Source organism: Corallococcus sp. CA049B (assembly GCF_003611685.1).
GTDB lineage: Bacteria > Myxococcota > Myxococcia > Myxococcales > Myxococcaceae > Corallococcus > Corallococcus coralloides.
This window is the reverse complement of record NZ_RAWC01000014.1, coordinates 57,181-82,039: the sequence shown is the minus strand read 5'-3', so window position 1 is coordinate 82,039 and position 24,859 is coordinate 57,181. Positions and strand designations below refer to the sequence as shown.

Here is a 24,859-nt window from a genome sequence, read left to right as displayed (position 1 = left end):
CCTGAGCCCCGGCGCGGGGGCGGCGCCGAACGCGGTCCCCGCGCCGGGGCTCAGGTGGGCGGACTCGACCCGGGCGGCCCCCCTGAGCAGGGCCTGCTGCGCGGCCGCGCGCGCTTCGACGCGCAGCTCCCGGATGTTGCCGGGCCAGGGCCTGAGGAGGCAGGCCTCGAAGAGCGAGACGTGCGGCGGCAGGCCCGGCGCCAGCGCCTCCACGGCCTTCGCCACCAGGAAGGGGAGCTCCTCCGGACGCCGCCGCAGCGGGGGCAGCGACACCTCCGGCCTTCCGATGCGGAAGTACAGGTCCTCGCGCAGCCGCCCCTGCGCCACCTGCGCGCGCAGGTCCCGGTTGCCCGCGGAGCAGACCTGGACGTCGACCTTCCGGGGCTTCGAGCCGCCCAGCGGGAGGACCTCCCGCGTCTCCAGCGCCCGCAGCAGCTTCGCCTGGACGCCCACGTCCAGCTCCGCCACCTCGTCGAGGAACAGGGTGCCGCCGTCCGCGGCCTGCAGGTAGCCGTCCGCGTCGTCCGCGCCGGAGAAGGCGCCGCGGCGGGCGCCGAAGAGCAGCCGCTCCGCGAGCGCGGCGGGGATGGCCGCGCAGTTGACCGCCACGAAGGGGCCCTGGCTCCGGGGGCCCCGCGAATGGAAGGTGCGCGCCACCTGCTCCTTGCCCGTGCCGCTCTCGCCGTGGATGTGCAGCGTGAAGCCGTGCTGGGCGGAGCGCGCCACCTCCTCCAGCAGCTGCTGGAAGGCGGGGCCGCGCACGAAGCCCTCCACCTCGCGGACCCCGTGGCGGACCAGGGGCCCCACGTCCGCGCTGGGGACGAAGAGCGAATCCCCCAGCCGGATGAGCCGCTGCGCCTCGCGCGGCGCGTTCGCGGGCAGCGGCTCGCCATCCACGGAGGTCCCGTTCTGGCTGCCCAGGTCCGTCACCCAGAACCGGCTGCCGTCGAAGGACACCCGGGCATGGCTGCGCGACATCCGCGGGTCCTGGAGCGGCCCCAGCGCGGGGCTCGCGCGCCCCAGCGTCAGCGCTCCCGGCAGCGGCACCGCCACCGCCATGGGCGTCCCCGCGCACGTCAGGCGCAGGAGCCCCGGCACCGGCGCGTCGTCCGCGGAGGCGGGCCGCCCGGGGGCGCCGCTCGGTTGCAGGGTCGACGGGTCGTATTCCATGCCGCGCCAGCATAGCCGTGCCACCGGTGGCACGGGGCCCGTGTGCCAGCCGCCGTGCCAGCCGCGGGCGGCCGGAGTCTCCCGCCCGTGGCGCCCCGCTGGAGCGCGTCCCCGCCCGGCCGCGAAAGGTGCTGGCATGGGACTCGCAGAAGGTGCACGGATGGCTCCCAGCAAGAGCCCCCTCGAGGAGACCCCTGGTGAAGCTTCATCCCGCGTGGCTTGGATGTCTGGCATTGATGATGGGGAGCGGCTGCAGGCTGACCGCGCCCGGGCGAGTCCCTTCCGGCGAGGCGAGGGCCGACCCCAACGGGGGCTGCCCCACGGGCCAGTGCGACCCGGATCCGAACGGCCTGGGCATCTACATCGCGGAGGGGCAGAGCCATTGCTTCGTGTTCGAGCGGACCGCCCCGCTGTGTCCGGAGGGCTTCGTCAACACGCCCGAGGGCGTGCTCATGAAGGTCCGTTCCCGGGAGGGGCGGCGCGCGGTGCTCGATGTCCCGGTCGAGCTGGCCGGAGCGCCTGGCGCGGCGCCGCGCCTGCACGGCATCCACGCCTCGCCCTCGGACCTCTTCCTCGCGGTGGCCGGCCCGGACGGGGCCATCCGGAAGCTCCGGGGGACGGAGCTGGCGAAGCAGACCTTCACGTTCACCCTGCCGGTGACGCCAGCGGATGGAGACCCGCGCCACGTGCGCTATGAGATGACCTGGACGCCGCTCGGCGCCAGCCGCTTCCAGGTGCGCTACCGCCAGGTGGGGACGAAGGCATGGAGGCCGCAGTGCGCGGCGCCGGAGAAGGAGACGGTCCCCTCGCTGCTGCTGCCGGGACGGCACGTGGATGGCCTGAACGCCGCCATCCGGCCGGACGCCAGCGCGGTCACGCTCGCTTGCGAGACGGGCGCCATCGGCGTGTGCCTGGACTGGGGCTATCAGCCGTGGGAGCCCGCGTCGCTCCAGGACGACCCGGACCGGGCGGCGGCCTACGGGGCGTGCCTCCAGGCCAAGCGCGCCGCGTACTTCGTGGGGCTCGGGGACGCGCGGACCTTCACGGTGAGCGGCACGGACTTCCTGCGGCGGGATGCCCATGGCTTCGGCGCGCGCTCCAGCGACCGGCTGGAGGATCTCGAATTCGTCGAGGCGCTCTGGAGTCCCCAGGGCGCCGTGTGCCTCAACCCGGCGAACCGCAGGACCGACCTGCCGCTGCCCTCGGGGCTCCAGCTGCCGCCCTGTGGCGCCACGCCCCAGTGGAGCGCGCCCGCGGTGATGGCGACGGGCGTGCCCCACCCGCGGAAGCCCTGAGCCGGGGGGCTATGAGCCGCCGGGCGGTGGAGCCGCGCCGGGGAGCCACGCGGCGTACTCCTCGCGCAGCCAGGGAGCCTGCTCGACGGCACGCGCGAGCGCGGCGCGGGCCTCGTCCCGCTGCGCCCCGTCCTCCCGTCCACGGGCTCCCGCGAGCAACAGCACGCCCCGCACGGCCTGGGCCTCCGCGCGCCCCGGGTCGAGCCGCAGCGCCGCCGCCACCTGGTCGAGCCCCTCGCGCACCACCTCCCGTGACGCGCGAGGGGCCAGCGCCCACGCGAGCTGTCCGCACGCCCGCGCGCGCTCCAGCCGTGCCTCCGCGTAGGGATGGGCGTCCGTCGCCCGCCGCGCCTCGTCCAACGCCCGGCGCAGCGCGGGGAGGGGATCCCGGCCCTGGCGCCGCGCGTGCTCGGCCCGAAGGCGCTCCACCTCCGCGCCCTGGACGCGGCAGTCGGCGCAGGCCGGAGCCCGCCGGAGCGCCTCCGCCAGCGCCTGGCCCGCCCTGGCGAGCGGCGGCTCCGGGGTGCGGCCCTCGCGCAGCGCCAGCCGGGCCTCCAGCACGTGCGCGCGGGCCGTGTGGAGCCGCGCGCGGTCCGACGCCGGGTTGAGCTCCCGGGCGCGCGCCGCGTGCTCCAGCGCGCTCGCGAGCGCGGGGCGCGCGTCCCCTCCGGCGCCGACGAGGAAGGACGCCCGCGCCAGCTCCGCCACGGCCAGGTGGTCGTGCGCGGCGGCGAAGCGGCCGTCCAGCGCCAGCGCCTTCACCGCCGCGTCCCTCGCCCGCTGGACCTCCGGCCCCGGGTCCTCGTTTCGCGACCGCCGCCAGGTGGCCTGCTCCGCGTGCAGCTCCGCCAGGTTGGAGAGGGCGAAGAGATAGGAGGGGTCCGCCTCCGCCGCCCGCTGGAAGCACCGCTCCGCCTCCGCGTAGGCCCCGGACGGGTCCACGCCCTGCTCCCGCTGGTGGTTGCCGCGCCAGCGGTGCACGAGCCCCAGGTCGTTGAGCGCCCAGGGGTAGCGCGGCTGCAGCGCGATGGCGCGCGACAGCCACGTGATGGCCTGCGCGAAGGACGCGTCCGGCGGCTCACCGGCGCGGGCCTGCCCCAGGCCCCGCATGAAGTGGCCATACCCCAGCGAGTCGTGCGCGAGCACGTCGTCCGGCGCCAGCGCCACGGCCCGGGCCGCGGCCTGGAGCCACGCGTCCAGCAGCGCGGGCGCGCCGCGCGCATCGGCCTCGCCCTGGAACGTCACCCGCCGGTACTGGTTCATCAGCACCTGGGCCTTCCGGGTGTGCCCCGAGGCCCGGTCCATGTCCGCCAGGAGGCTCTTGTCCGCCGAGGCCTCGGCCCGCTCCAGCGCCAACAGCCGCGAGCGGCCCTCCCGCCGGTCCAGCTCCGACACCTGCAACCAGACGTCCGCGAGCGCCTCGTGGGACGCCGCGTCGCTGCGCGCCACCTCCAGGACCTCGCCGTAGCGTCCGGCCGCGGCCTCGAAGCCGGCGCGCGCCCCGGCGTAGTCGCCCCGCTCCAGGAGCGCCAGGGCCCGCGCGGCGGTGACGTCCGCCAGCAGCTTCCGGGGCTCGGGGAGCCAGGGCGTGCGGGCCACGGCCTCGCGCGCCGCCAGCTCCGCGCCAGCGAGGTCCTGGCGATGCCAGGCGATGAGGCCCTCCAGGTAGCGCGGAGACTCCAGCTCGGGCCCCCTCGCCTGCTCCAGCGAGCGCAGCGCGGGCGCGAGGAAGCGCGCCTCCAGCTCCCGGCGCTGGTGCTCCACCCACGCCGCGCCGCCGCGGCGCCGCGCGTCCTCCAGGGCCAGGCGGTAGCGCTCCCCCAGCACCTGGCCCAGCGCGGAGTGCAGCTCCGGCGTGTCGACGCCCAGCTCGCGCGCCCGCTCCAGGGCGCGGTGCGCGGGCTCGAACTCGCGCAGCGCCAGGTGCCCGCGGCCGAGCGCCAGCTGCACGAGCCCGTCCCCCCGGGCGCCCAGTCCATGCTGGAGGGCGGCGATGGCCGCCAGCCGTTCACGCACCCGGGCCTGCTCGGGCCGGGTGTCGTGGAGGGGCAGCGCCTGGTAGGCGCGCACGAACCACTCGGACTCCCGCACCTGCTGGCCCAACTGCTCCGCCAGCCGCTCGCGCGCCGCGCTCACCGCCTGGAGCTCCCGCCGCGCCCACCACGACCGCGCCGCGAACCCCGAGAGCAGCAGCATGCCCGCGAGCGACACGCCCGACACGGCCACCAGCGCCCGGTGCCTGCGCGCCAGCCGCCGCAGCCGGGAGGCGGGGCCGGGCCGCCGCCCGAGGATGGGCTCTCCGTCCAGGTAGCGCCCCAGGTCCTCGGCCAGCGCGCGGGCGGAGGCGTAGCGCTGCGCCGGGTCCTTGTTCAGGCACTTGAGGCAGAGCGTCTCCAGCTCCGCGTCCAGGTGCGGCACCGCCGCGCGCAGGGGGCGGGGTTCGTCTTCGAGCACCGCCTGGAGCGTCTTTAGCGGGGTGGCGCCGCGAAACGGCGGGGCGCCGACGAGCAGCTCGTACAGCGTGGCCCCCAGCCCGTAGACGTCGCTGCGCCGGTCGATGGCGCGCAGCTCCCCCCGCGCCTGCTCCGGCGCCATGTACGCGGGCGTGCCCATGACCTCGCCCGTGGCGGTGAGGCCGTGCCCCAGGCCGGTGTCGTACGCCAGCCCGAAGTCCACGACGACGGGCACGGGGCGGCCCCGGGCGTCCCGGGTGAGCAGCAGGTTGGAGGGCTTGAGGTCGCGGTGGATGACGCCCAGCCGGTGGGCTTCGTGCACGGCCTCCGCCGCGACCTTCATCACCTGGACCTTCTCCGGCACGGAGAGGGCGGCGGCGGCCCGGTCCAGCGGCTCGCCCTCCACGAGCTGCATCGCGATGTAGGGCCGTCCTTCCAGCTCTCCCGCATCGAGCACCCGGCAGATGTTCGGATGGTCCAGGCGCGCCTGGGCGCGGGCCTCCTGGAGCAGGCGCATGGCGCGCTCGGGGGACGCGCCCCGGAGGAACTTGAGCGCCACCTCGCGGCCCAGCCGGAGGTCGCGCGCCCGGTGGACCTCGCCCATGCCGCCCCGGCCCAGCAGCGCCAGCAGGGCGTAGCGGCCCTGGCCGGACGCGGGCGCCGCCTCCGCGGGGACGAGCCGCTCGCCGTCCTCCGTGGGCGCGTCCACCGGCGCGGGTCCGGGCGTCGTCAGGTCGCTGGCCGGCGGGAGGGCGGGCGCGTCACCGCCAGAGGATGCCATGGCCAAAGACTATCAAATGCCCTGGCACACTGGCACGGCGCTCCCGTGCCAGTGGCACGCCGCGGGCCGTGCCTCCCGGGCGCGCGTGAGCCGGCGCTCCCGAGCGGGAAGCCCCCGCGAGGCCCTCGGCACACGCCTTGCTCAAGGCAGGGGCACGGCGCGGCGGCGCCCCGGCGCGAGGCCGGGGCGTCCCACGTCATCCATCCCATCACCGAGGACATCCCCATCATGTCGAAGCTCCGTCACGCCCTGGTCGCCCTGTCGCTCCCCGCCCTGCTGTGGGGCTGCGGTCCCGAGGACCTGTCGTCCGGCACCGCGAATCCGGCCGCCCCCGAGGCACCGCTGCTGGCCACGCAGGAGGAGGAGCTCGCGGCGACCGGCGAGTACACCTGGGCGCAGGGCCAGGCCCTCACGCCGCTGGGCGCCAGCGCGGGCCGGGCGTGTTTCCTCACCCGCGTGGGCGGAGACTTCGAGGGCGGGGGTGAGCGCATCGACATCACGGAGAGCGGCGGCTCCTGGTACCTCGGGGGGAACTCCAGCCAGTCCGGCATCCGGGGCGCGGCGCGCTGCGTGGACGCGACCGCCTCCCAGCAATACGAGTGGACGCAGTCGATGTCGTACCCGGTGTCCATGGGCACGGCGTCAGGACGCGTGTGTTTCATCACCGGCATCGCCGGCAAGTTCCACGGCAGCGGCGAGTGGGTCCGCGCCTATGTCGAGAACGGCTACTGGTACCTGAACGGCAACTCCAGCCAGAGCGGCGTGCGGGTGCGCGCGCGCTGCGTCGCGTCCACGGACTACACCAACGAGTTCGGCTGGGGGCAGGGCGGGGCCGCGAAGCTGATGGACCCCGTGGCGGGCCGCGCCTGCGCCCTGACGTACGTGCGGGGCAAGTTCGAGGGCGGCGGTGAGTACGTCCGCACCTTCCAGAGCAACGGCTACTGGTACCTGGGTGGCGCCTCCGGCCAGGTCGACGTGTCCGGCCGGGCGCGCTGCTTCTAGCCGCCGCCGCCGGTTGGGCATGGAGGTGGCACGTCGCACCTCCATGCCAGACCGTCTCGCACTCGTCCTCGTCTTCTCGGCAATCGCCTGTGTTTCACCCGATACCGACATCGAGGGCGGTGCCAGTCCCCCCACAGCCCAGGTGAACGCGCCACGGCGGCTATGCGTGGCACCACAACGCCACCAACCTGAGCGAACGCTGGGGTGACATCCAGCTCGACCTGGGACTGTTGAGACGGCCCCGCGCCGCTTGACGCCCTGCCTGAATCAGGCGACGAACCGGGCCCATGCCCTACACCCCCATCGTCGCCACGCTGGGCTACGTGATGTCGCCGGACGGCCAGCAGGTGCTGCTCATCCACCGGAACGCGCGCCCGGAGGATGCCCATTACGGCAAGTACAACGGCCTGGGCGGCAAGATGGAGCGCGACGAGGACATCGCGGCGTGCATGCGCCGCGAGATTCGCGAGGAGGCCGGCATCGAGTGCACGCGCATGGTCCTGCGCGGCACCCTGTCCTGGCCCGGCTTCGGCAAGCACGGCGAGGACTGGCTGGGCTTCATCTTCCGCATCGACGCCTTCCAGGGCACACCCCTGGAGAAGAACCCCGAGGGCGCCCTGTCCTGGGTCCCCGTGTCCTCCATCCTGTCCCTGTCGCTGTGGGACGGAGACCGGCACTTCCTGCCGCTCGTGTTCGACGCGGACCCGCGCCCCTTCCACGGCGTCATGCCCTACGAGGGCGGCCGCGCGCTGAGCTGGTCCTTCACCCGCCTGTAGGGCCCCCTCCGGGCGTCCTCCGACCAACGCTCGCGCCGGTTTTCTGGCCAGCACCCCGGCCCGGCCCGCTACAACCGCCGCCTCACACTTGGGACTCACCTGAAGGAGCGCGGCGCATGGACCTCATCGGACAGCTCTCGCAGCAGCTTGGAGTGGATGGCACGCAGGCACAGGGGCTCGCGGGTTCGCTCCTGAAGCTCGTGCAGGGCACGGTGCAGGAGAAGGTCGGCCCGGACGCGGCCCGGCAGATGGACCAGGCCATCCCGGAGATGCAGGGCTGGCAGCAGCAGGCGCAGGCCCCGGCGGCTGACGGCGGCGGCCTCATGGGCGCCCTGGGCGGCATGCTCGGCGGCGCGGGCGGTGGCGGTGGCGGCGGCCTCATGGGCGCCCTGGGCGGCGCGGCGGCCCACGCGGGGGAGGTGGCCGGCGTGGTGGCCATCCTCCAGCGCTTCAACCTGGACACGAGCAAGGCCACCCTGGTCGCCCCCCTGCTCCTCAACTTCCTCAAGTCCCGCCTGGACCCGGGCCTGGTGGGGAAGATCCTCGCCGTGATGCCCATGCTCGCGGGCGGCTCCGGCGGCCCCCAGGGCGGCGGCGGGCTGGGCGGGATGCTCGGCGGCATCCTGGGGAAATAGGAACGGCCGGGCCGCGGTGCTGGAAGGCACCGGGGAGAAGAAGGGCGCCTGAGGCTACAGCGCCATCGTCCCGGCGATGATCTCCTTCATCACCTCGGACGTGCCGCCGCCAATGGTGAGCATGCGCACGTCGCGCCAGGCCCGCGCGACGTGTGACTCCTCCACGTAGCCCATGCCGCCGTAGAACTGCTGGCAGTCATAGGCCACGCGCTGGGCCAGGTCCGTGGTGAGCAGCTTGGCCATGGCAATCTCCTTCACCGGCTTCTGCTTGCGTTTGCGATTGAAGAGCTGCACCGCCTGATAGGTGAGCTGCCGCGCCGCCTCCACGCGGGTGGCGTGGTCCACGAAGGTGTGGCGCCACACCTGGAAGTCCAGGAGCCGCTTTCCAAACGCCTGACGCTCGCGGCCGTAGCGGATGGCTTCACGCAGCAGGTCGTCCATCACCGCCACCGTGTAGAGCGCCGTCACCAGGCGCTCCGCGTGGAAGCTGTTCATGATGTGGAAGAAGCCGTCGTTCTCCCGGCCCAGCACGTAGCGGGCGGGGATGCGGCAGTCCTCGAAGTAGAGGATGGCCATGTCCGACGAGCGGTGCCCCACCTTCTGGAGCTTCTTCGACACGGAGAAGCCCTTCACGTCCGTGGGCAGCGTCACCAGCGAGATGCCCGGCGCGCCCTCCCCGCCCGTGCGCACCGCCAGCACCAGGAAGTCCGCGCGGGCGCCGTTGGAGATCCACGTCTTCGCGCCCTGGATGACGTAGTCGTCGCCGTCCCTTCGCGCGGTGGTGCGCAGCCGGGCCAGGTCCGAGCCCGCGTCCGGTTCGCTCATCGCCAGCGCCGCGATGCGCTCGCCGGTGAGCGCGGGGGCCAGGAACTCGCGCTTCTGCTCGTCGGTGCCCAGCTCGTTGATGACCGGCGTGGCCATCTGCCCCTGCACCAGGAGCGACATCGCCACGCCCCCGTTGCGCGCGCGCGCCAGCTCCTCCGCGAAGGCGGCCACGTACCAGGAGTCCAGCCCGCTGCCGCCGTAGGCCGGATCATGGCTGATGCCAAAGAAGCCCAGCTCGCCGCAGCGGCGGAACACGTCGCGGGGGAACTCGCCGGCCTGATCCCACTCCAGCGCGTGCGGGGCCAGCTCCTTCTCGACGAACTGGCGCACGGTGCGGCGGAACGCCTCGTGCTCCGGGGTGAAGCGCTCATCCATGGCCCGGGATGCTGTCAGGGCCCGCCCCGCGCTTTCAAGCCGCGCCTCCTTCAGCGTGCGCGGATGAACGTGAAGGACAGCGCCTGGCCAGCCGCCCCGGCTCCACGCGCTGAAGCCCCAGGCGCCAGTCCCCCACCACGGGCGCGGTCGCCCCGCCCCCATTCGGTACAGGGGCCCGCGTCGGGCCGGACGCGGGCCGCTCAGGGGTTGCCACCGCTTCAGCGCGCACCACCTCCGCGGCATCCAGACGAAGGCGCCGGCCAGCAGGGAGGTGGGGAGCCGCGCCCCAAGACACCTCACCCGGCCCCCCAGGTTCCAAGGGGGCGTCTCGCGTTCTCCACCGTCACGCTGTGCTACAGGGGCAGGAACGCGATGCGGATGCCCGCGGTGAACAGCGCGTGGAAGCCGTCATCCACGGGGGTGAGCCCCTGGTCGCGGGTGCCCACGCCGGTGATGTCCAGCGTCTGCGTCCCGGTGCGCACCGTGTACTGGCCCACGGACGCGGTGATGATGGGCCCCACCGACAGGGACCGCGCCACGCGCACGTCACCGCCCAGCGTGAGGCGCGCGATGGTGGGCCCCCGGTCCGTGACGTGCGTGTCCACGTGCGTGGGGAGGGACACCCCTGGCGCGACCTGCACCTGCGTGTCCCCCTCCACGTGGCTCTTGAGGATCTCCAGGCCCACGCCCAGGCCGATCCACGGATCAAAGCCCGAGCCCGGCCGGATGTGGTAGCGGACCTCCGGCCCCACGCGCCACTGGAAGGTGTCGCAGCTGAAGCCCTCCGGGCACGACAGGTCGTTCGTCTTGGTCAGCACCGGCTCCCAGCTGCCCCACACGCCCAGGTAGAACCGCGGCGTCACCCGGAAGCCCAGCTCCGCGATGATGGGGAAGGAGACCTTCGCGGACTGGCTGATCTTCAGGTCCTCCAGGCCGCCGCCCGGGGCCTGGCCGTTCGTGTAGACGTAGCCCAGGCCGGCGCCGATGTTGCCGCTCACCGCGAACTGCGGCCCGACGCGCCCCTCGGGGTGGTGTCCCCCTGATTTCGGCATCTCCTCCGAGCGCATCGTGGTGGTCGACGTCTCCGTCTCCGTCTCCGTTTGCGGCTCCGGCTCCTGCGCCCCCGCCGACGTGGCGATTCCCAGCGCGGCTGCGAGTGACAGCGTCCAGCGGAACGGCGCATTCATCGAGGTCATCCGGTACATCCTCCGTGTTCGGGATGGATGCGGACGGAAGCAAGCCGCGCGGGCCGTTAGAAGCCACCCGCCTCCGGCGCACGCTGCCATTCGACAGACAGACCCCTTCAGAGATCAGTCGCGGACAACCACCCCCCCCCACGGGGAGGCAACCTGGCGGGGTGGATGGGGAGCGCGCGTGCGGGAGGACCCGGGAGAAGGGATGGGCGCCTTCACCGCGATCCTCAATCTAGCAAGTCGGCCCGAAAATCCAACGGGTTGACCCGGCGGTGGCCAGCGTTCACCTTGCCCGCTCCACGCACGCCCACGGGCGGAAAGGAAAGACACCATGGCCGGCCAGGAGCAGGAGCTGTCGCCCGAGGCGCTCGCGCTCATCGCCGAGGAAGAGGCCCTGCTGTCACGCGTCCAGCAGGCGCTGTCGGAGGCGCGCCGTCAGGCCGCGGGGCGCACGCTGGACACGCAGGGGCTGATGGCCCAGCTGGCGGTGCTGCGCGACGACGCCACCACGGCGCACGCCGCGGACCTGCCGCACGTCTTCACCCAGATGAACGAGGTGCGCTCCATGCTGGAGCGGCAGGAGGCCGTCCCGCTGCCGGACGCGCACGCCCCCTACTTCGCGCACCTGCGCCTGTCCGGGCCCACGGGCGCGCGCGACTACCTGCTCGGCCGCACCAGCTTCGCCAACCTCTCCGCCGGCGTGCGCGTCATCGACTGGAGATTCGCCCCCGTCGCCCGCGTCTTCTACAACTACGAGGAGGGCGACGCGTTCGAGGAGTACTTCGGCGACCGGCTCTCCGAAGGCGAAGTGGAGGCGCGCCGGCTGGTCATCATCGAGAAGGGCGTCCTCACCCGCATCAGCACCGGCCCGCACCTGCTCCAGCGCGACGCACAGGGCCGCTGGCACTCGCGAGGCCGTGACGCGGCCTCCGTGCTCGCGGGCGGCAGCGGCACCGCCGCGCGGCCGGGCTTCCTGGGCGTGGGCCGGGGCGTCACCCACGTGGAGGACGCCTTTGGCGTGACGGCGCTCCTGGACGCGGAGCAGTACGCCGCCGTCAGCACCGGCCCGGAGCAGCCGCTGCTGGTGCTGGGCAGCGCGGGCAGCGGCAAGACGACGGTGGCGCTGCACCGGCTGGCCAAGGTCGTCTTCGACGACGCGAAGACATTCCCGCAGGCGCGCACCAAGGTCGTCGTCCCGGAAGCGGGCCTGGCCCGGCTCACGCGCCGGCTGCTCGCGCCGCTGGGCCTGGGCAAGGTGTCCGTGGAGACGCTGGAGGCGTGGTCGCTGGCCACCGCGAGAAGCGCCTTCAGCCTGCCGGGCATCAAGCTCTCCCCGGAGACGCCCGCGCTCGTCACGCGCTTCAAGCGCCACCCCGCCCTGCGCCGCGCGCTGGCCGGCCGCGTGCCGGTGTTCAAGGGCAAGGCCCTGCCCCCCACGCTGGACCGGCTGCGCATCAAGCTGGCGGACGCGTACCTGGACCGCGCCTTCCTGGAGGCCGTGGTGGCGGACGCGAAGGGAGAGCTGCCGCGCACCGTGGTGGCGGAGGTGCTGGAGCACACGAAGCAGCAGACCGCCACGCCGCTGGCGCGCCAGTACAAGGGCTTCGACGCGGACAGCCTCATCACCGTGGACGGGCGCGCCATCGAAGCGGACACGCCCGACGCGCTCGCGGGCACGGTGGACGCGGACGACCTGCCCATCCTCATGTTCCTCAAGGCGCAGCGGGGCGCGCTGGGCGTGGATCGGCTGGCGCACGTGGTGCTGGACGAGGCGGAGGACTTCTCCCTCTTCGAGCTCTTCGTCGTCAGCCAGCTGCTCGGCGACAGCCGCAGCTGCACGCTCGCGGGGGACGAGGTGCAGCAGACGACGGCGGGCTTCGCCGGCTGGGACGCCGCGCTGGAGGAGCTGGGCATCCGCGACGCCGCCACCTGCCGGCTCCAGGTGTCCTACCGCTGCCCGCGCCCGGTGGTGGAGCTGGCGCAGCACGTATTGGGCACCCAGTCCCCGGCCAACGCCGCGAAGGCCGGCCGCGAGGGGGCACCGGTGGGCTTCCACCACTTCCCCGACGAGGCCCAGGCGTGGCTCTTCCTGGGGGACGCCCTGCGCGACCTGGTGCTGCGCGAGCCGCACGCGTCGGTGGGCGTCATCGCCAGCAGCCGCGAGTCCGCCCAGTCCTTCCACCGCGTCATCCGGGAGATGCCCTGGGCGCGGCTGGTGCTGGAGGGCGACTTCTCCTTCGAGCCCGGCGTGGACGTGACGGACGTGGACAACGTGAAGGGCCTGGAGTTCGACTACGTCGTCCTGCCGGACGTCACCGCGAGAGCCTACCCCGCGGACGACGAGGCCCGCCGCAGGCTGCACGTCGCCGTCACCCGCTCCTCCCACCAGCTGTGGGTGGCCTCCTCCGCCGTGCGCTCCCCGCTCATCCGCACCTTCCCCGGCGCGGAGGAGTCGATTCAGGGCTGACGGCCGCCACCGGCCCGCCACTCCTTCTGCCGCTGGGCGTGGGCCTCGCGGCGAGACAGCGCCTCCGACTCCTGGCGCGGAAGCTCCGCCAGGCGCGTGCGGTGCATGTTCACGCTCAGCTCCAGCAGGCCCCGGTGCTCCGACGGCAGCTTGTCGCCGTAGTCCTGGAGCATCGTGGTGGCGAAGGCGATGGCGTCCTCGGACACCTGGCGGCGGTGCTCGTAGTACTGGTGCACCTCCTCCTCCGAGGCCTCGTTGGACAGCACCTTGCCGTAGAGCGCGTTCCACTTCGCCTTCACGCCCTCACGGCGGCGCAGCTCCTCCGGGTCCTTCGTGGGCGCGTCCATTTCGAAGTACAGGTTGCCCGGCAGCTTCGCGCGCAGCGCCTCCAGGTCCACCGGGTAGGGGCCGGGCTCCTCGGGCGGCGCCGCCTGCACCTGGGCCGTCGCCGCGCCCACCAGGTCCAGCCCGCCGTCCTTCGCGCGGGGCACCGCTGGCGTGGACGCGAACACGGGCGCTGGCGCGGGAGCCTGCGTCACGGGCGCGGGCGCCGGGGCCGGCGCGACGTCCTGCGCGGACTGCCCGCCAAAGACAAGCCACGCCCCCACCGCCAAGGCGAGGACTCCCGCCGTGCCCAGGGGCAGCTTCCAACGCGCGTGCGTGCTCATGCCAAGGCCATACCCCGCGCCCCGCACCCGCCGCAACCCGGGTCACCCCCTCACGGCGACGCACCGCGCAATTGATACATTTAAAACATGTCCTTGCGCGTCAATTCTCAAACCCCAGATGACGCGCAGTGGCAATCCCAATCGTTTCGGATGGAATGCTGCACCCAACATGGAATTCACTATTTTCACCGCAAGCGAAGTTTCCCCGCTTACGACTGATAAACAAAAACGTATCATCCCCGGCCGCAACCCCACTCACTACTCCCCCTTTGGAGGAAGCCGCATGAGAAGTTTTCTCTGGATGAGCCTTCTGGCCCTCTCTGCCCCCGTGGGCGCCGCGCATGCCGAAGTGCTGGTGGAAGGCATCGTCGACGTGCTGGTGGACGGCGGCAATACCTACCCCTGGCAGAAGGTGACGCTGCCCGGCACCAAGTGTGGCAACGGCTCGCAGTACAAGTTCTTCGTGCACAAGACGAACTCGCCCAACCTGCTGTTCATGATGGAGGGCGGTGGCGCGTGCTGGGACTACGATTCCTGTAGCGGCCGCCTGGGCATCCTGGGCGCGGCGAACCCCAACGGCATCGCCGACGACTACATGACGCAGTTCACGGCCAAGTACGTGTCCCCCATCGTCAACGGGGCGGACCCGGGCCTGCCCTTCCGCGACCGCAAGGACATCGTCACCAAGGGCTGGAACATCGTCTACCTGCCGTACTGCACGGGCGACGTGCACATCGGCAACAACGCCAAGACGTACGTGGACACCACGGGCGGCCAGGCGCCGCTGACCTGGTACCACAACGGCTACACCAACACGCTGGCCGCGGCGAACTACGCCAAGCAGAACTTCCCCGGCATCCAGAAGCTGCTGGTGACGGGCTACAGCGCGGGCGGCACGTCCACCTCCGCCGGGTACTACTTCATCCGCAAGGCCATCAACCCGGCCAAGGGGTACATGATCAACGACTCCGGCCCCATCTTCATGGCGCCGAACGCGAACTCCCTGTCGCGCCCGCTGCACGACAAGATCCGCTCGTCGTGGAACCTGGACTCGGTGTTCAGCCAGCTGCCGGCCAGCTTCAACATCAACGACATGGGCTCCATCAACAAGATGGTGGCCACGGAGTTCCCGAACGATCAGCTCGCGTACACGGGCTACACGCTGGACTACAACTACTCGCGCTATTCGTATGAGCGCTTCAAGACGCCCAACGACCAGGCGTCCATCCACGCGTACTGGAAGCAGGACCAGGACGCGTTCGTGAACGAGCTGAACAAGTACAACAACTTCAGCTATTTCATCCCGCACCACCGCGCCATCAACCAAAGCCACTGCAGCACCATCATCACCTTCGTGGGCGCGCACGCCTGCCAGCGGATGGAGAAGAAGTACTGGTACGAGTACATCGACAGCCCGTGGCAGTCCTGGGCCTGCCACAGCGAGATGGTCCCCATGGACGTCTTCCTGTCGCGCTTCATCAACAACAACCAGCGCATCCGCATCTACGAGCCGGCCAACAACTACAACAACGAGGACGCGGGCATGAGCATCCTCGCGCCCCTCATCAACGGCGCGCTCGGCGGGTAGTCCCCACCGCCCTTTCGCTGAAATGAAAACGGGAGCGGGCCCCCAGGGTCCGCTCCCGTTGTCTTTTCCAAGGGCCTTCAGGCCGCCAGGGCGGCGGTCAGGTGAGGCCGGGCAGCGTGCCCGCGTAGTCGTCGTGACCGAAGCGGTCCACGTTCACGCCGAAGGCCTGGGCAATGGAGGTGAGCAGCTTGTTGTGCGGCACCGCGCCCTCCAGCTTCGCGCCCGGGCCCGTCCAGTCGCGCAGCGGGTCCTTGCCGGGGCGCAGGGACAGCATGCGGCCCATGCGGAACTTCCCGCCCGCGCCGCCCGCCAGCACCGTGGGGATGGACACGTTCATGTGCCCGGCCGCGTCGCCCAGCTCGTTCCCCCACAGGATGACGGTGTTGTCGAGCACCGTGCCGCCGCCCTCCGGGATGGACTTGAGGGTGTCCATCAGCCGCGCCACCTGTTCGGCGTACCACCGCTGCACCGCCACCATGCGCAGGCGGATTTCGGTGCGCGCGGGCTCGGCCTGGGTGTCCGTGCGGTGGGCGATGTCGTTGTGGATGTCCTCGTCAATGCCAATCCACGGCATGGACGGCCCGGGGATGGTCATGGTCACCACGCGCGTCAAATCACACGCGAACGCACGGGCGATGAGGTCCATGTGCAGCTCGGTGAGGGCGGGCATGTTGTTGATGTCGCCCAGGTCGGTGTTGGCGGGCTTCTCCGGCGCGGAGCAATTGAGCGCGCCGGAGTTGTTGAGCCGCCGCTCGATGTCGCGCAGCGCCGCCAGGTGCGTGTCCAGCTTGGTGCCCTCCGCGGCCGCCAGCCGCGACTTCAGCCGGGTGGCGTCCTTGATGAGGTAGTCCAGGAGGCTCTTGCGCTTGGACAGCATGGCCTGCGCCTCCGCCTCGGAGCCGCCCATGCTGGCGAAGAGCCGCTTGTAGACGTTGGCGGGGTTCAGCTCGAACGGCACGCGCGAGCCGTTCTCCGTGAAGGAGATGCTGTTGTAGACGTGCTGGGCGCCGAACTGCTCGAAGGCGTGCAGCTGCAGCGAGCGGAACTGGGTGGAACCGCCCACCGCGTTGCCAATCACCTGGTCCAGGGACGCGTTGGAGGGCAGCTCGTCACCGCTGGACACCTCCACCTGGCTGCCGGTGAGGAAGGTGACGGGGCCGCCCTCGTGGCCGGTGCGGCCGTGCTCGTAGAGGACGCGGTAGTCCAGGCCGTCCAGCACCAGGAGCTTGTCCCGGTGGCGCTGGAGCGGCTGGAGGACGGAGTTCTCGAAGTCGATGTTGAAGCTGGTGTCATTGCCCTTGGGCAGCCAGTACTCCGGCAGCAGGCCGTGGGGGGTGAACAGGGCGATGAAGCGCAGGGGCGCGGCGTCCGCCGCTTCGGCGACGGAGCTGGTGAGCAGGTGCGCGAAGGGCGCCGCCATGGCCGTGCCGGACAGGAGCTTCAGGATGCTGCGTCGGGAGAAGTCGCGGGGCATGGAAGTCAAAGCTCAACGGGTGGGCAGACGCCGCTGGGTGAAGGAAGACGAACGCACCAGGCTGACCAGCGCTTCGGTGATTTTCAGGCCATCCGTGCGGTAGGGGCCCGTGCGCATGGCGGCGAGCAGCTCCGCGTCCGAGGCGTGCTCGTCGCGCCCCATGGCGTAGCGCACGAACTGCAACGGCACGCAGTTGGCCAGCTCCTCGCTCGTCGTCAGGTAGCGCGCCAGCTGCGCGCCACCGGTGAAGTTGCCCAGGTTGGTGGTGCCGTCCCTGGCAATCACGGCGCCGCTGGCGTCCACCGTGCGGCCATTTTCCTCCGTGCGGTGCTGGCCCAGGCCGTCGAAGTCCTCCATGCCGAAGCCCATGGGGTCGATGGTCTTGTGGCAGCTGGCGCACGCGGGGTTGTCGGTGTGCGCCGCGAAGCGCTCGCGGGTGGTGGCGTCCTCCGACAGGGCCGGGGGAATGGTGGACACGTTGGCCGGCGGCGCGGGCACCGTGCGGCATAGCAGGCGCGTGAGCACGAACTTGCCGCGCTTGATGGGCGAGGACGAGTCGAAGTGGGCGTACGTGGACATCACGCCCGCCTGCGTGAGGATGCCCTGGCGCTCCGGCGGCAGCGTCACGCGGCCCAGGCCCGTGTTGTCATCCACGTTGGTGCGCTCCAGCTCGCCGTAGAAGTTCGCCAGCGTCTCGTCCACGAACGAGTAGTTCGCGCCCAGGAGTTCCGCCACGGAGCCCGAGTGCTCCTTCACGATGAAGTCGATGAAGGCGTCGCGCTCGCGGACCATGGAGTCGCGGAAGTCCACGCTGTAGTCCGGGTACACCAGGTTGTTCTTGTTGACCTTGGCCAGGCCGCCCAGCCCCAGCCACTCCACGAAGAACTGGCGCAGCTTCACCTGCGCGGCCTCCGTCTTGAGCAGGCGGCGCGCCTGGGCCTCGCGCTCGTCGGGCGAGGACAGCGTGCCGGCCTTGGCGGAGGCGAGCAGCGTGGCGTCCGGCGGTCCACCGGTCACCATGAAGGACAGCTCGGAGGCGAGCTCGTAGGCGGTCAGCTCCACCACCTGGCCCTTGCGTCCGCCCTCCGGCCCCAGCTCCGTGCGGTACAGGAACGACGAGGAGGAGAAGAGCGCCTGGAGCACCAGCTCCGCGCCCGTCGCCATGGTGCCGCCCTTCTTGCCCTCGTTGAAGAGGGCCAGCAGGTCCGTCTCCTCCTCCGCCGTCACCGGCCGGCGGAAGGCGCGCTCGCCCACGCGCTGGATGAAGGACCGCGCGCACTCGTCCTGCGTCTTGCCCTTGGGGCACGCGTAGAGGTCACTCAGCTGTGACCTGCCCTGCTCCGCCAGCGTCACCGCGGCGGTGTCGAGCTGATCCGCCAGCAGCGACGTCACCTGGAGCCGCTCGTGGGTGGAGAAACCAAGGATGGTGTCCTCGGCCGCGAAGCCCTGGGCGATGTCGACCTCGGTGCCCAGCACCGCGGAGGCGGACTTGTTGTACTCGTCGCGCGTCAGCCGGCGCACCCGAGCGGGGGCCGCCGCGCTTTCAAGCTCCGCGTCCTGCCCACCGATGTTGCCGGTGCAGGCGGAGGCGGACAGCACGAGAGCGGAGGACAGGTAGAAACGACGCAATGGCATGATGTCTGGCATTCCTCGCATCCGCGCGGCCTGAAGCACCGGCGCACAGGCGGCCTGCATTGTACTGGTTGCCCCCCACGCGGACAGGGGCGAATTCATTTCCGCGCGTTTCCACGCTTCCCCCAGGAAGAAGCCCCGCTCACGGCGCAGGAAGTGCGAACGCACCGGTCAGGCGCGCACACGGTGCGTAGCGACTCAGGGAGGAACTTCCTCACCTCGCGCCTTCCACCAGTTATCTCCGTAGCTGATGAAGATCTGCTCACCAGGGTGGATGTCCCGCAGTGCGTGATAACGGAACACATCGCGGTCCTCCGCGCGGCCGTACTCCGCGTTGGGATCGCTGGCGTGGTTGTAGATCATCCCGTAGCCCATCACGAGCGCGACCCAGTTCCCATAGCGGTGCTGCTCGTGGCGGTGCCAACGAATCTCGAAAACATAATCGTCGAGCGGTTCTCCCCGGCACTGCCGCTGCGGGACCATGAGGTAGTGGCACTCCTCGATGAGTTCGCCCGCGGCGATGAAGGTGTCGGTGAAGACGCCCATGCCCCACTCACACGGCCGGACCTTCACGCCGGGGTGGAGGAACAGCGCCGGGCCCAGGTTCATGAGTGCTTCGCTCTCGCTTTCAGTGTCGTCCACGCTGAAGCGAACCATCGCGCAAGACGGGCGGCCACGGGAAGCGGCGGCGAAGGCGCAAAGCCTTCCTCGACTTCCGGTGAAGTCAGCCCGCCTGCCCACCGGCCACGGGGCGGCGGGCGGCGTGGCGCAGCAGGTACAGCCCGGGAAGCAGGGGCAGCCAGAGCGTGAAGCCGCGCAGGAGCAGCGTGCCCGCGAGCGCCGCCTCCACCGGGACGCCGAAGAGGTTGAGCATGCCCACGGACGCGGCCTCGTAGGTGCCTACCCCGCCGGGGATGATGGACACCGTCTCCGCCATGGAGGCCACCATGAAGCTGACGAACACGGTGCTCAGGGGGACCTCCTGGCCCAGGGCCTGGAGCATGGCGCCCAGCGTGGCGGCGTCCAGCACGTAGACGCCCAGTTGCAGCAGGACGCCGCGCGCGAGCAGGCCAGGGTTGAGCAGCATGCCGGGCGGCACCTCCGCGATGGCCTTGAGCAGCGTGCCCAGGGCCGGGATGCGCCGGGCGAAGCGGCCCGGCTTCCACTCGCGGTGCCGCGTGGCCCAGAGGATGGCCATGGGGATGAGCAACGCCACCACGCCGAAGCCGGTGACGAGGATCTGGATCCAGTTGTTCAGCTCGGACCTGCGCCAGAGGAAGAAGAGGCTGGCGCCCACGCCCACCGCCTGCGCGATGTAGAAACACAGCACCGTGAGCAGCACCGCGCCCGCGGCGATGCCTGGGTTCGCGCCCTGGCGGCGCAGCCCGCGCCCCACGAGCAGCGACCCGCCCACGCCGCCGGTGGGAATCACCTGGTCGAACGCGAGCTTCATCAGCGACAGCCGCGCCAGCGACCAGAGCGAGGTCTTGATGCGCGAGCGGTGCAGGACCGTCCACCAGATGCCCGCCACGCACAGATACGTGCCCACCTGGCACGCGGCGGCCACCAGCAGCCACGCGGGCCGGGCCTGCCGCAGGAGCTCCAGGAACTGCTTCTCCTCGTTGTGCCGGGAGAGGATGAACGCCAGCAGCGCGACGAGCACCAGCACCCCTGGAATCCACCAGCCCCGCCGGCGCTTCGCGGGCACCGCCAGCGGCTCTTCCAGGGTGGGGATGGGTCCGGCGCGAGTGCCCTCCATGCGTCTCCTTCCGGGGAATGGGCTGGCTTCCGGAAGGATGCGCTTCGCGGCCCCGCGGGGCAGGTCCTGAAGCACGGCGGCCCGCCTGACCTGCCTTCGGGCGGGCAGGCGCTCCAGGCTCCGGCGGCTTCAGGAGGCCTTCTTCAGCGGGCGCAGTCGCCCGTCACCTGCGGTGCCGCCGCGCCGTTGACGGTGTTGCCGCTGAAGGTGTTGCCGGCGCCCAGCACGAGCTCGGTGGCGTCGCCGCCGCCCCGGTTGCAGACGATGACGCCCCCGGCGCCGGCCTGGTTGCCGGTGAAGGTGTTGCCGCGCAGGGTGACGCCCGCGTTGGGCACGTCCTCCAGGTAGAGCGCCGCCCCGGGCCCTCGCACGGCGGCGTTGTTTTCGAAGACGTTGTTCTCGATGAGGTCGTGGTCGGGCTGGAAGTAGTGCAGCGCTCCGCCGCCGCCCAGGTCGTAGTGGTTCGTGCCGTTGGGCCACACCGCGTAGGTGCGCGGCTGGAGCGCGTTGGCCTGGCCGCCCCGGAAGGCGGACAGCGTGTTGTTCCGGAAGGTGTTGCCGCGCACGATGGAGTTGCGCCCGTGGGTGACGCACATCGCGCCGCCGCCGGACGTGGCCCCGTCGCCGGTGGCGAAGCGGTCGATGTCGCGGGTGCGGTTGTTCTCGAAGACGGTGTCCGTCACCACCGAGCCGTCGGTGAACATCAGGTCCAGCGCGCCGCACTTGCCGGAGGACTCGTTGTCCCGGAAGAGCGAGTGCTCGATGGTGACCGGCCCCGGGTAGTAGGCCCACAGCGCGCCGCGCGTACGGTCCCGGTCGCCGTTGTAGTCGTTCTTGCGCACCTTCTCGAAGACCATGTGCCGGAAGACGGGGTCGCCGTCTCCCTTGGACTGGTCTCCGAAGAAGTTCATGCCCCACCAGCCGTAGGGGTTGGTGGAGGTGAGCGTCACCGGAGCGCTGGCGGTGCCCTGCACCAGGATGCGGCCGTACACGCGCAGCTCCACGCGGCCGTTCTGGTGGTTCATCACGTCCTGCGCGCCGTCACGCACGTCCGCCTCCGTCACGGCGGGGTTGCCCTTGAAGTCGATGACCACGCCCGGCTCCACCGTCGTCGTCTGCCCCGTGGGGATGGTGACGACGTACTGGGCGTTGCCCACGACGCGGTACGGAGAGCCGGCCAGCGTCAGGCGCGCGGGCAGCGTGCCCGCCACCTGCGTGCCGCCGTCTCCGGGGATGACTCCGCCTGCATCGGCGGTGCCCGCGTCCGGGGTCCCCGCATCCGTGCCGGCGTCAGCCGCGCCCGCATCGCGGTCCTGAGTCCCCGGGTCGGCGGTGCCCGCGTCGGACGAGCCTGCGTCGCGGTCCGGCGAGCCGCTGTCGGGCACGCTGCCTGACGGCACCTCTCCGGCCGGTTCGACCCCTGCGGAGCACCCCACCCCGCTTCCCAGCAGGCAGAGGACGGACAGGACGGTGTGGAGCGTGGCGCGGCGGTTCATGGTCTCTCTTCCCGGAAGCGCTCTGGTAGAAGCCCGCGCATGTCCGATGACATCCTCGTGCTGGCGTACTCCGGATGTGACACCTGCAAGAAGGCGCTGAAGTGGCTGGAGGCGCGAGGCGTCTCCTACAAGACGCGCCCCATCGTGGACCAGCCACCCACGGTGGCGGAGCTGCGCCAGTGGATTGCCCAAAGCGGCGTGTCCGTGCGCAAGTGGCTCAACACCAGCGGGCAGAGCTACCGCGCGCTCGGCAAGGAGAAGGTCGACGCGGCCTCCGACGCGGAGCTGGTGGAGTGGCTGGCAAAGGACGGGAAGCTGGTGAAGCGGCCCGTGCTCGTCACGAAGCAGGCCGTCACCGTGGGCTTCAAGCCGGAGGCCTACGAGGCGCTCTTCCCCCTTCACCGGCCTTGAGGGCGGGCGGGCGGACGAGCCCCCGTCCGACCGTCGTCGCGTGCGGGGCCGGTTGCCACCTTGAGTGGGCATGGAAATCGGAACCAGACGCCCGTTGGGGGAGATCCTCCTGGAGCTGGGAGTGGTCGACAAAGGCCAGCTCCGCCTGGGGCTGGTGCACCACCACGAGGTCCATGTCCCGCTGGGCCGCGCCCTGGTGAGCGAGGGCGTGTGCACGGAGGCGGACGTCCTGCGCGGGCTGGCCATCCAGTTCGACGTGGAGGCCGTGGACCTGGACCGGCATCCGCTCGACCGCGCCCTGACCCGGCTGGTGCCCGCGCGCATCGCCCGGCAGTACGGCGTCGTGCCGCTGCGGCTGGAGACGCGCGAGGACAAGGAGGTCCTGCACCTGGCCGTGCCCGCGCCCCTGTCGCTGGACGCGGTGGATGACGTGCGGGCCGTGTCCGGCAAGGCGCGCGTGGAGCCGCACCTGGCCTCCGACGGCGCCCTGTCCCGCGCGCTCAGCGCCCTCTATGGCATCCGCGAGACGGCCGGGGCCGCGCCGGAGCCGAGCCGCCCCGCCGTGCCCAGCCCGCCGCTGATGCTCTACGGCTGGCCGCCCGTCACCGCGGTGCTCATCACCCGCACGCTGGCGCGCAACGGCATCCCGTCGCGCGTGGCCACGCCGCTGGACGTGCTGCACACGCGCGACAACGATCTGGTGCTCGCCCCCCTCCAGGCCATGGAGGGGCTGCTCGCGGGCGAGGTCCACATCGAGGGCGCGCTCATCGTCCACGGGACGTCGGACGACGAGGGCTTCGACCGGGCGCGCAAGCTGGAGGCGCGCGGCTTCCTGGCCAACCCGCGCGACGAGGAGCTGCTCCTGCGCGCCGTGCGCAGGCTGCGTCCCGACGCGGGCAGCGAGAGCTCCTGGCCGCGCCACTCCTGACGTGGGAGGGCCGCTACGGCTTCGTGGGAGCTTCCGGAGCCACCGGGGCAAGGGCCTGCATCGCCGGCCTCACCGGAGCGCCCGCGGGGCGCGTGGTGTGCTGCTCCTCCGGCGCCGAGTGCTCCAGGCCCAGCACGCCCAGCACCTCCGGGTACACCTTGTTCGCGAAGTAGCGCCCGCCGGCCACGGTGAAGTGCACGCCGTCCGTCATGCGCAGGCGCATGGGCTTGCGGAAGCCCTCCACGCGGGCCTGCTTCAGCGCCTTGCCGCGCGCGTCGGTGAAGTAGGGCCGCGTGTCCAGGTGCACGGCGTCCCCGCGCGCGGCGATGACCTCCCGCTGCAGGTCGCGGATCACCGTGAGCTTCTGTTCGAAGCGCTGGCGGCTCGTGGCGGGCAGCTCCAGCCAGATGATCTTGCGGCCCGGCGCGGAGATGGCCGTGACGAAGTCCGACAGCCGCTGGCGGTATTCGCCCTGCCAGTCCGGCTTGCCCCAGGCCACGGTGGCGCGCCCCTGCCGCGTGTGCAGGGCCTGCCCGTCGTTGCCGCCCAGGATGACCACCACGACGTCCGGCTGGTGCTGCCGCACCTCCTGCTGGCCGACCTCCAGCCAGTCGAAGAAGTCCGGGCGCGCGAGGCCCGTGGACGACTTCGCGCGGCGCTCACAGCGGATGCGAGGGTGCGCGGCGAGCTGGTTCTGGAGGTACTCCCCGAAACCCGTGGCGATGAGGCTGTCCCCCAACAGCAGCACGGTGCGGCGGGGCGCGGGCGCCGGAGCGGCGGCCTGGGCCGGAGCGGTGGGCAGCACGGGCGAGGCATTCAGCCCCGGGGCGGAGTCCGCGGCGGCCTGTGCCGCCGTGGACAGGAACGCCAGGAAGAGGAGCGCGCGAAGAGGACGGGTCGACATCGGCGGAGGCGAAGCTACTTCCCGCGCCCGCATCCGTACACCCCCCCGCCGGGCGGGTGGATCCGTTGCCCGCGCGCGCCCTGTCAAGCCGCGCTTCCCACGTCCTCCCCGAGCCCCCGGGCCGTCAGCACCGCGAGCCCCGCGGGCGCGAGCGCCTGGAGCCACGGCGTGAGCAGCCGCGCGCACTCCTCCGGGTGTGAGAAATAGGGAACGTGTCCCGCGCCGCGCAGCAGGTGCCGGGGCGTGCCCTCCGGCAGCGACGCGGCCAGTCGCTCCAGCGAGGACGGCGGCACCAGCACGTCGCGGTCCCCCTGGATGCAAAGACACGACACGTTCAGCGGGCGCAGGTCCGGCGGCGGCGGCTCCGCGTGGATGGAGAACGCGCGCCGCAGTGTCGTCAGCCGCTCCAGCATCGTGGTGGGCACCACGTCCGCCACCTGATGGGAGGCCACCGGGCGCCACGCCGCCAGCGACGCCGCGACGCGCCCGGGACGCCCCAGCACCGCGATGGGTCCCATCATCGCGATGAGCCTTCCGCGAGGCCCCACGTGCTCGGTGCGGGTGAAGGCCCCCAGAAACGCCACGCCGCGCGTCGCGCCGCCCGCGGCCAGGTGCGCCGCCACCATGCCTCCAAAGGAGCTGGCCACCACCGCGTCCACCGTCCCCGTGACGCGCAGCACCTGCTCCGCCAGGGCCCTCGCGCCGCACGCGGCATGCTCGCCTTCCGGGTACTCGACCATGACGGGACGCGCCACGTCCGTCAGCCGCAGGGCCAGCTCACGAAAGCCTGATCCACGCGCACCCAGCCCGGGCAACAAGAGGACACGAGGCCCCTCGTCATTCCCTGCCATGTCCGTCAGCTCCACCGTGCGCCGCATGTCTCTCGCTTTCCTTGAAACGCGCCAAGGAACAACGCAGGCCCCCTGGGTCTGCCCGCCCCCACCGGGTGGCCCGCACGACCCACGACCCGAGGGAAGTGCCCCCGGTCCCTCGCCTGCCAGGACGGAGAGTGATACATGATTCATCC

The 24,859-nt window shown here is 72.0% G+C and carries 20 protein-coding genes; 8 read left to right on the top strand and 12 right to left on the bottom strand.

Going from position 1 to position 24,859, the window contains the following annotated elements; genetic code table 11:
* Positions 1-1,170 (bottom strand): sigma 54-interacting transcriptional regulator (locus D7W82_RS05385; protein ID WP_120617305.1); only part of this gene is annotated, 1,170 nt, incomplete at its 3' end.
* 197 nt (positions 1,171-1,367) lie between these two features.
* On the opposite strand from D7W82_RS05385, the gene D7W82_RS05380 reads away from it, so the two are divergent.
* A complete protein-coding gene (locus D7W82_RS05380) occupies positions 1,368-2,465 on the top strand; it encodes an ADYC domain-containing protein (protein ID WP_147439230.1) in 1,098 nt (365 codons plus the stop codon).
* Positions 2,466-2,474: 9 nt separating this feature from the next.
* Here the strand turns inward: D7W82_RS05380 and D7W82_RS42305 are convergent, their stop codons facing one another.
* The gene (locus tag D7W82_RS42305) at positions 2,475-5,699 is read right to left on the bottom strand and encodes a protein kinase (protein WP_120617307.1); all 3,225 of its coding nucleotides are present in this window, start codon (positions 5,697-5,699) and stop codon (positions 2,475-2,477) included.
* A gap of 228 nt (positions 5,700-5,927) precedes the next feature.
* Here D7W82_RS42305 and D7W82_RS05370 point away from each other — a divergent pair, with 228 nt between their 5' ends.
* From D7W82_RS05370 to D7W82_RS05360, 3 genes are all read left to right on the top strand, one after another.
* The gene (locus tag D7W82_RS05370; RefSeq protein WP_120617303.1) at positions 5,928-6,701 is read left to right on the top strand and encodes a hypothetical protein; all 774 of its coding nucleotides are present in this window, start codon (positions 5,928-5,930) and stop codon (positions 6,699-6,701) included.
* 287 nt (positions 6,702-6,988) lie between these two features.
* On the top strand, positions 6,989-7,477 hold the full coding sequence (locus tag D7W82_RS05365) for an 8-oxo-dGTP diphosphatase (protein WP_120617302.1): 489 nt from the start codon (positions 6,989-6,991) through the stop codon (positions 7,475-7,477).
* A 116-nt stretch (positions 7,478-7,593) separates the two neighbouring features.
* A complete protein-coding gene (locus D7W82_RS05360) occupies positions 7,594-8,112 on the top strand; it encodes a DUF2780 domain-containing protein (protein WP_120617301.1) in 519 nt (172 codons plus the stop codon).
* 54 nt (positions 8,113-8,166) lie between these two features.
* Here the strand turns inward: D7W82_RS05360 and D7W82_RS05355 are convergent, their stop codons facing one another.
* Together D7W82_RS05355 and D7W82_RS05350 are read right to left on the bottom strand one after the other, a co-directional pair.
* On the bottom strand, positions 8,167-9,312 hold the full coding sequence (locus tag D7W82_RS05355; RefSeq protein WP_120617300.1) for an acyl-CoA dehydrogenase family protein: 1,146 nt from the start codon (positions 9,310-9,312) through the stop codon (positions 8,167-8,169).
* Positions 9,313-9,665: 353 nt separating this feature from the next.
* Positions 9,666-10,508 carry a hypothetical protein gene (locus D7W82_RS05350; protein ID WP_120617299.1) on the bottom strand — a complete coding sequence of 281 codons (843 nt, stop codon included), beginning with the start codon at positions 10,506-10,508 and terminating at the stop codon, positions 9,666-9,668.
* A 328-nt stretch (positions 10,509-10,836) separates the two neighbouring features.
* Here D7W82_RS05350 and D7W82_RS05345 point away from each other — a divergent pair, with 328 nt between their 5' ends.
* A complete protein-coding gene (locus D7W82_RS05345) occupies positions 10,837-12,972 on the top strand; it encodes an ATP-binding domain-containing protein (RefSeq protein ID WP_120617298.1) in 2,136 nt (711 codons plus the stop codon).
* On the opposite strand, the gene D7W82_RS05340 is transcribed toward D7W82_RS05345, so the two are convergent.
* Positions 12,963-13,640: a hypothetical protein gene (locus D7W82_RS05340; RefSeq protein ID WP_120617297.1), complete on the bottom strand. Its 678-nt coding sequence runs from the start codon at positions 13,638-13,640 to the stop codon at positions 12,963-12,965. The two genes, D7W82_RS05345 and D7W82_RS05340, sit on opposite strands and share 10 nt — an antisense overlap.
* Positions 13,641-13,941: 301 nt before the next feature.
* Here D7W82_RS05340 and D7W82_RS05335 point away from each other — a divergent pair, with 301 nt between their 5' ends.
* Positions 13,942-15,228: a pectin acetylesterase-family hydrolase gene (locus tag D7W82_RS05335; protein WP_304988719.1), complete on the top strand. Its 1,287-nt coding sequence runs from the start codon at positions 13,942-13,944 to the stop codon at positions 15,226-15,228.
* Between the two features lie 97 nt (positions 15,229-15,325).
* Here the strand turns inward: D7W82_RS05335 and D7W82_RS05330 are convergent, their stop codons facing one another.
* The 5 genes from D7W82_RS05330 to D7W82_RS05310 all read right to left on the bottom strand — a co-directional run bounded on the left by D7W82_RS05330 (position 15,326) and on the right by D7W82_RS05310 (position 21,589).
* Positions 15,326-16,702, bottom strand: a complete 1,377-nt coding sequence (locus D7W82_RS05330) for a DUF1552 domain-containing protein (protein WP_120617295.1) — start codon at positions 16,700-16,702, stop codon at positions 15,326-15,328.
* A 12-nt stretch (positions 16,703-16,714) separates the two neighbouring features.
* Positions 16,715-18,337 (bottom strand): DUF1592 domain-containing protein, encoded by a 1,623-nt coding sequence (locus tag D7W82_RS05325; protein WP_233587311.1) that lies wholly within the window; start codon positions 18,335-18,337, stop codon positions 16,715-16,717.
* A gap of 195 nt (positions 18,338-18,532) precedes the next feature.
* Positions 18,533-18,976, bottom strand: coding sequence for an SET domain-containing protein-lysine N-methyltransferase (locus tag D7W82_RS05320; RefSeq protein ID WP_233587310.1), 444 nt, complete (start codon positions 18,974-18,976; stop codon positions 18,533-18,535).
* An 82-nt stretch (positions 18,977-19,058) separates the two neighbouring features.
* Positions 19,059-20,093: a lysylphosphatidylglycerol synthase transmembrane domain-containing protein gene (locus tag D7W82_RS05315; RefSeq protein ID WP_120617292.1), complete on the bottom strand. Its 1,035-nt coding sequence runs from the start codon at positions 20,091-20,093 to the stop codon at positions 19,059-19,061.
* Between the two features lie 143 nt (positions 20,094-20,236).
* Positions 20,237-21,589, bottom strand: a complete 1,353-nt coding sequence (locus D7W82_RS05310) for a right-handed parallel beta-helix repeat-containing protein (RefSeq protein WP_120617291.1) — start codon at positions 21,587-21,589, stop codon at positions 20,237-20,239.
* Between the two features lie 39 nt (positions 21,590-21,628).
* On the opposite strand from D7W82_RS05310, the gene D7W82_RS05305 reads away from it, so the two are divergent.
* Entirely contained in the window at positions 21,629-22,000 is a 372-nt protein-coding gene (locus D7W82_RS05305) for an arsenate reductase family protein (protein ID WP_120617290.1), read from the top strand.
* Between the two features lie 70 nt (positions 22,001-22,070).
* Entirely contained in the window at positions 22,071-22,928 is an 858-nt protein-coding gene (locus D7W82_RS05300) for a general secretion pathway protein GspE (RefSeq protein ID WP_120617289.1), read from the top strand.
* Between the two features lie 13 nt (positions 22,929-22,941).
* On the opposite strand, the gene D7W82_RS05295 is transcribed toward D7W82_RS05300, so the two are convergent.
* The gene (locus tag D7W82_RS05295; RefSeq protein ID WP_120617288.1) at positions 22,942-23,832 is read right to left on the bottom strand and encodes a DUF459 domain-containing protein; all 891 of its coding nucleotides are present in this window, start codon (positions 23,830-23,832) and stop codon (positions 22,942-22,944) included.
* Positions 23,833-23,915: 83 nt separating this feature from the next.
* Positions 23,916-24,710 (bottom strand): alpha/beta fold hydrolase, encoded by a 795-nt coding sequence (locus D7W82_RS05290; RefSeq protein WP_120617287.1) that lies wholly within the window; start codon positions 24,708-24,710, stop codon positions 23,916-23,918.
* Positions 24,711-24,859 lie beyond the last annotated feature (149 nt).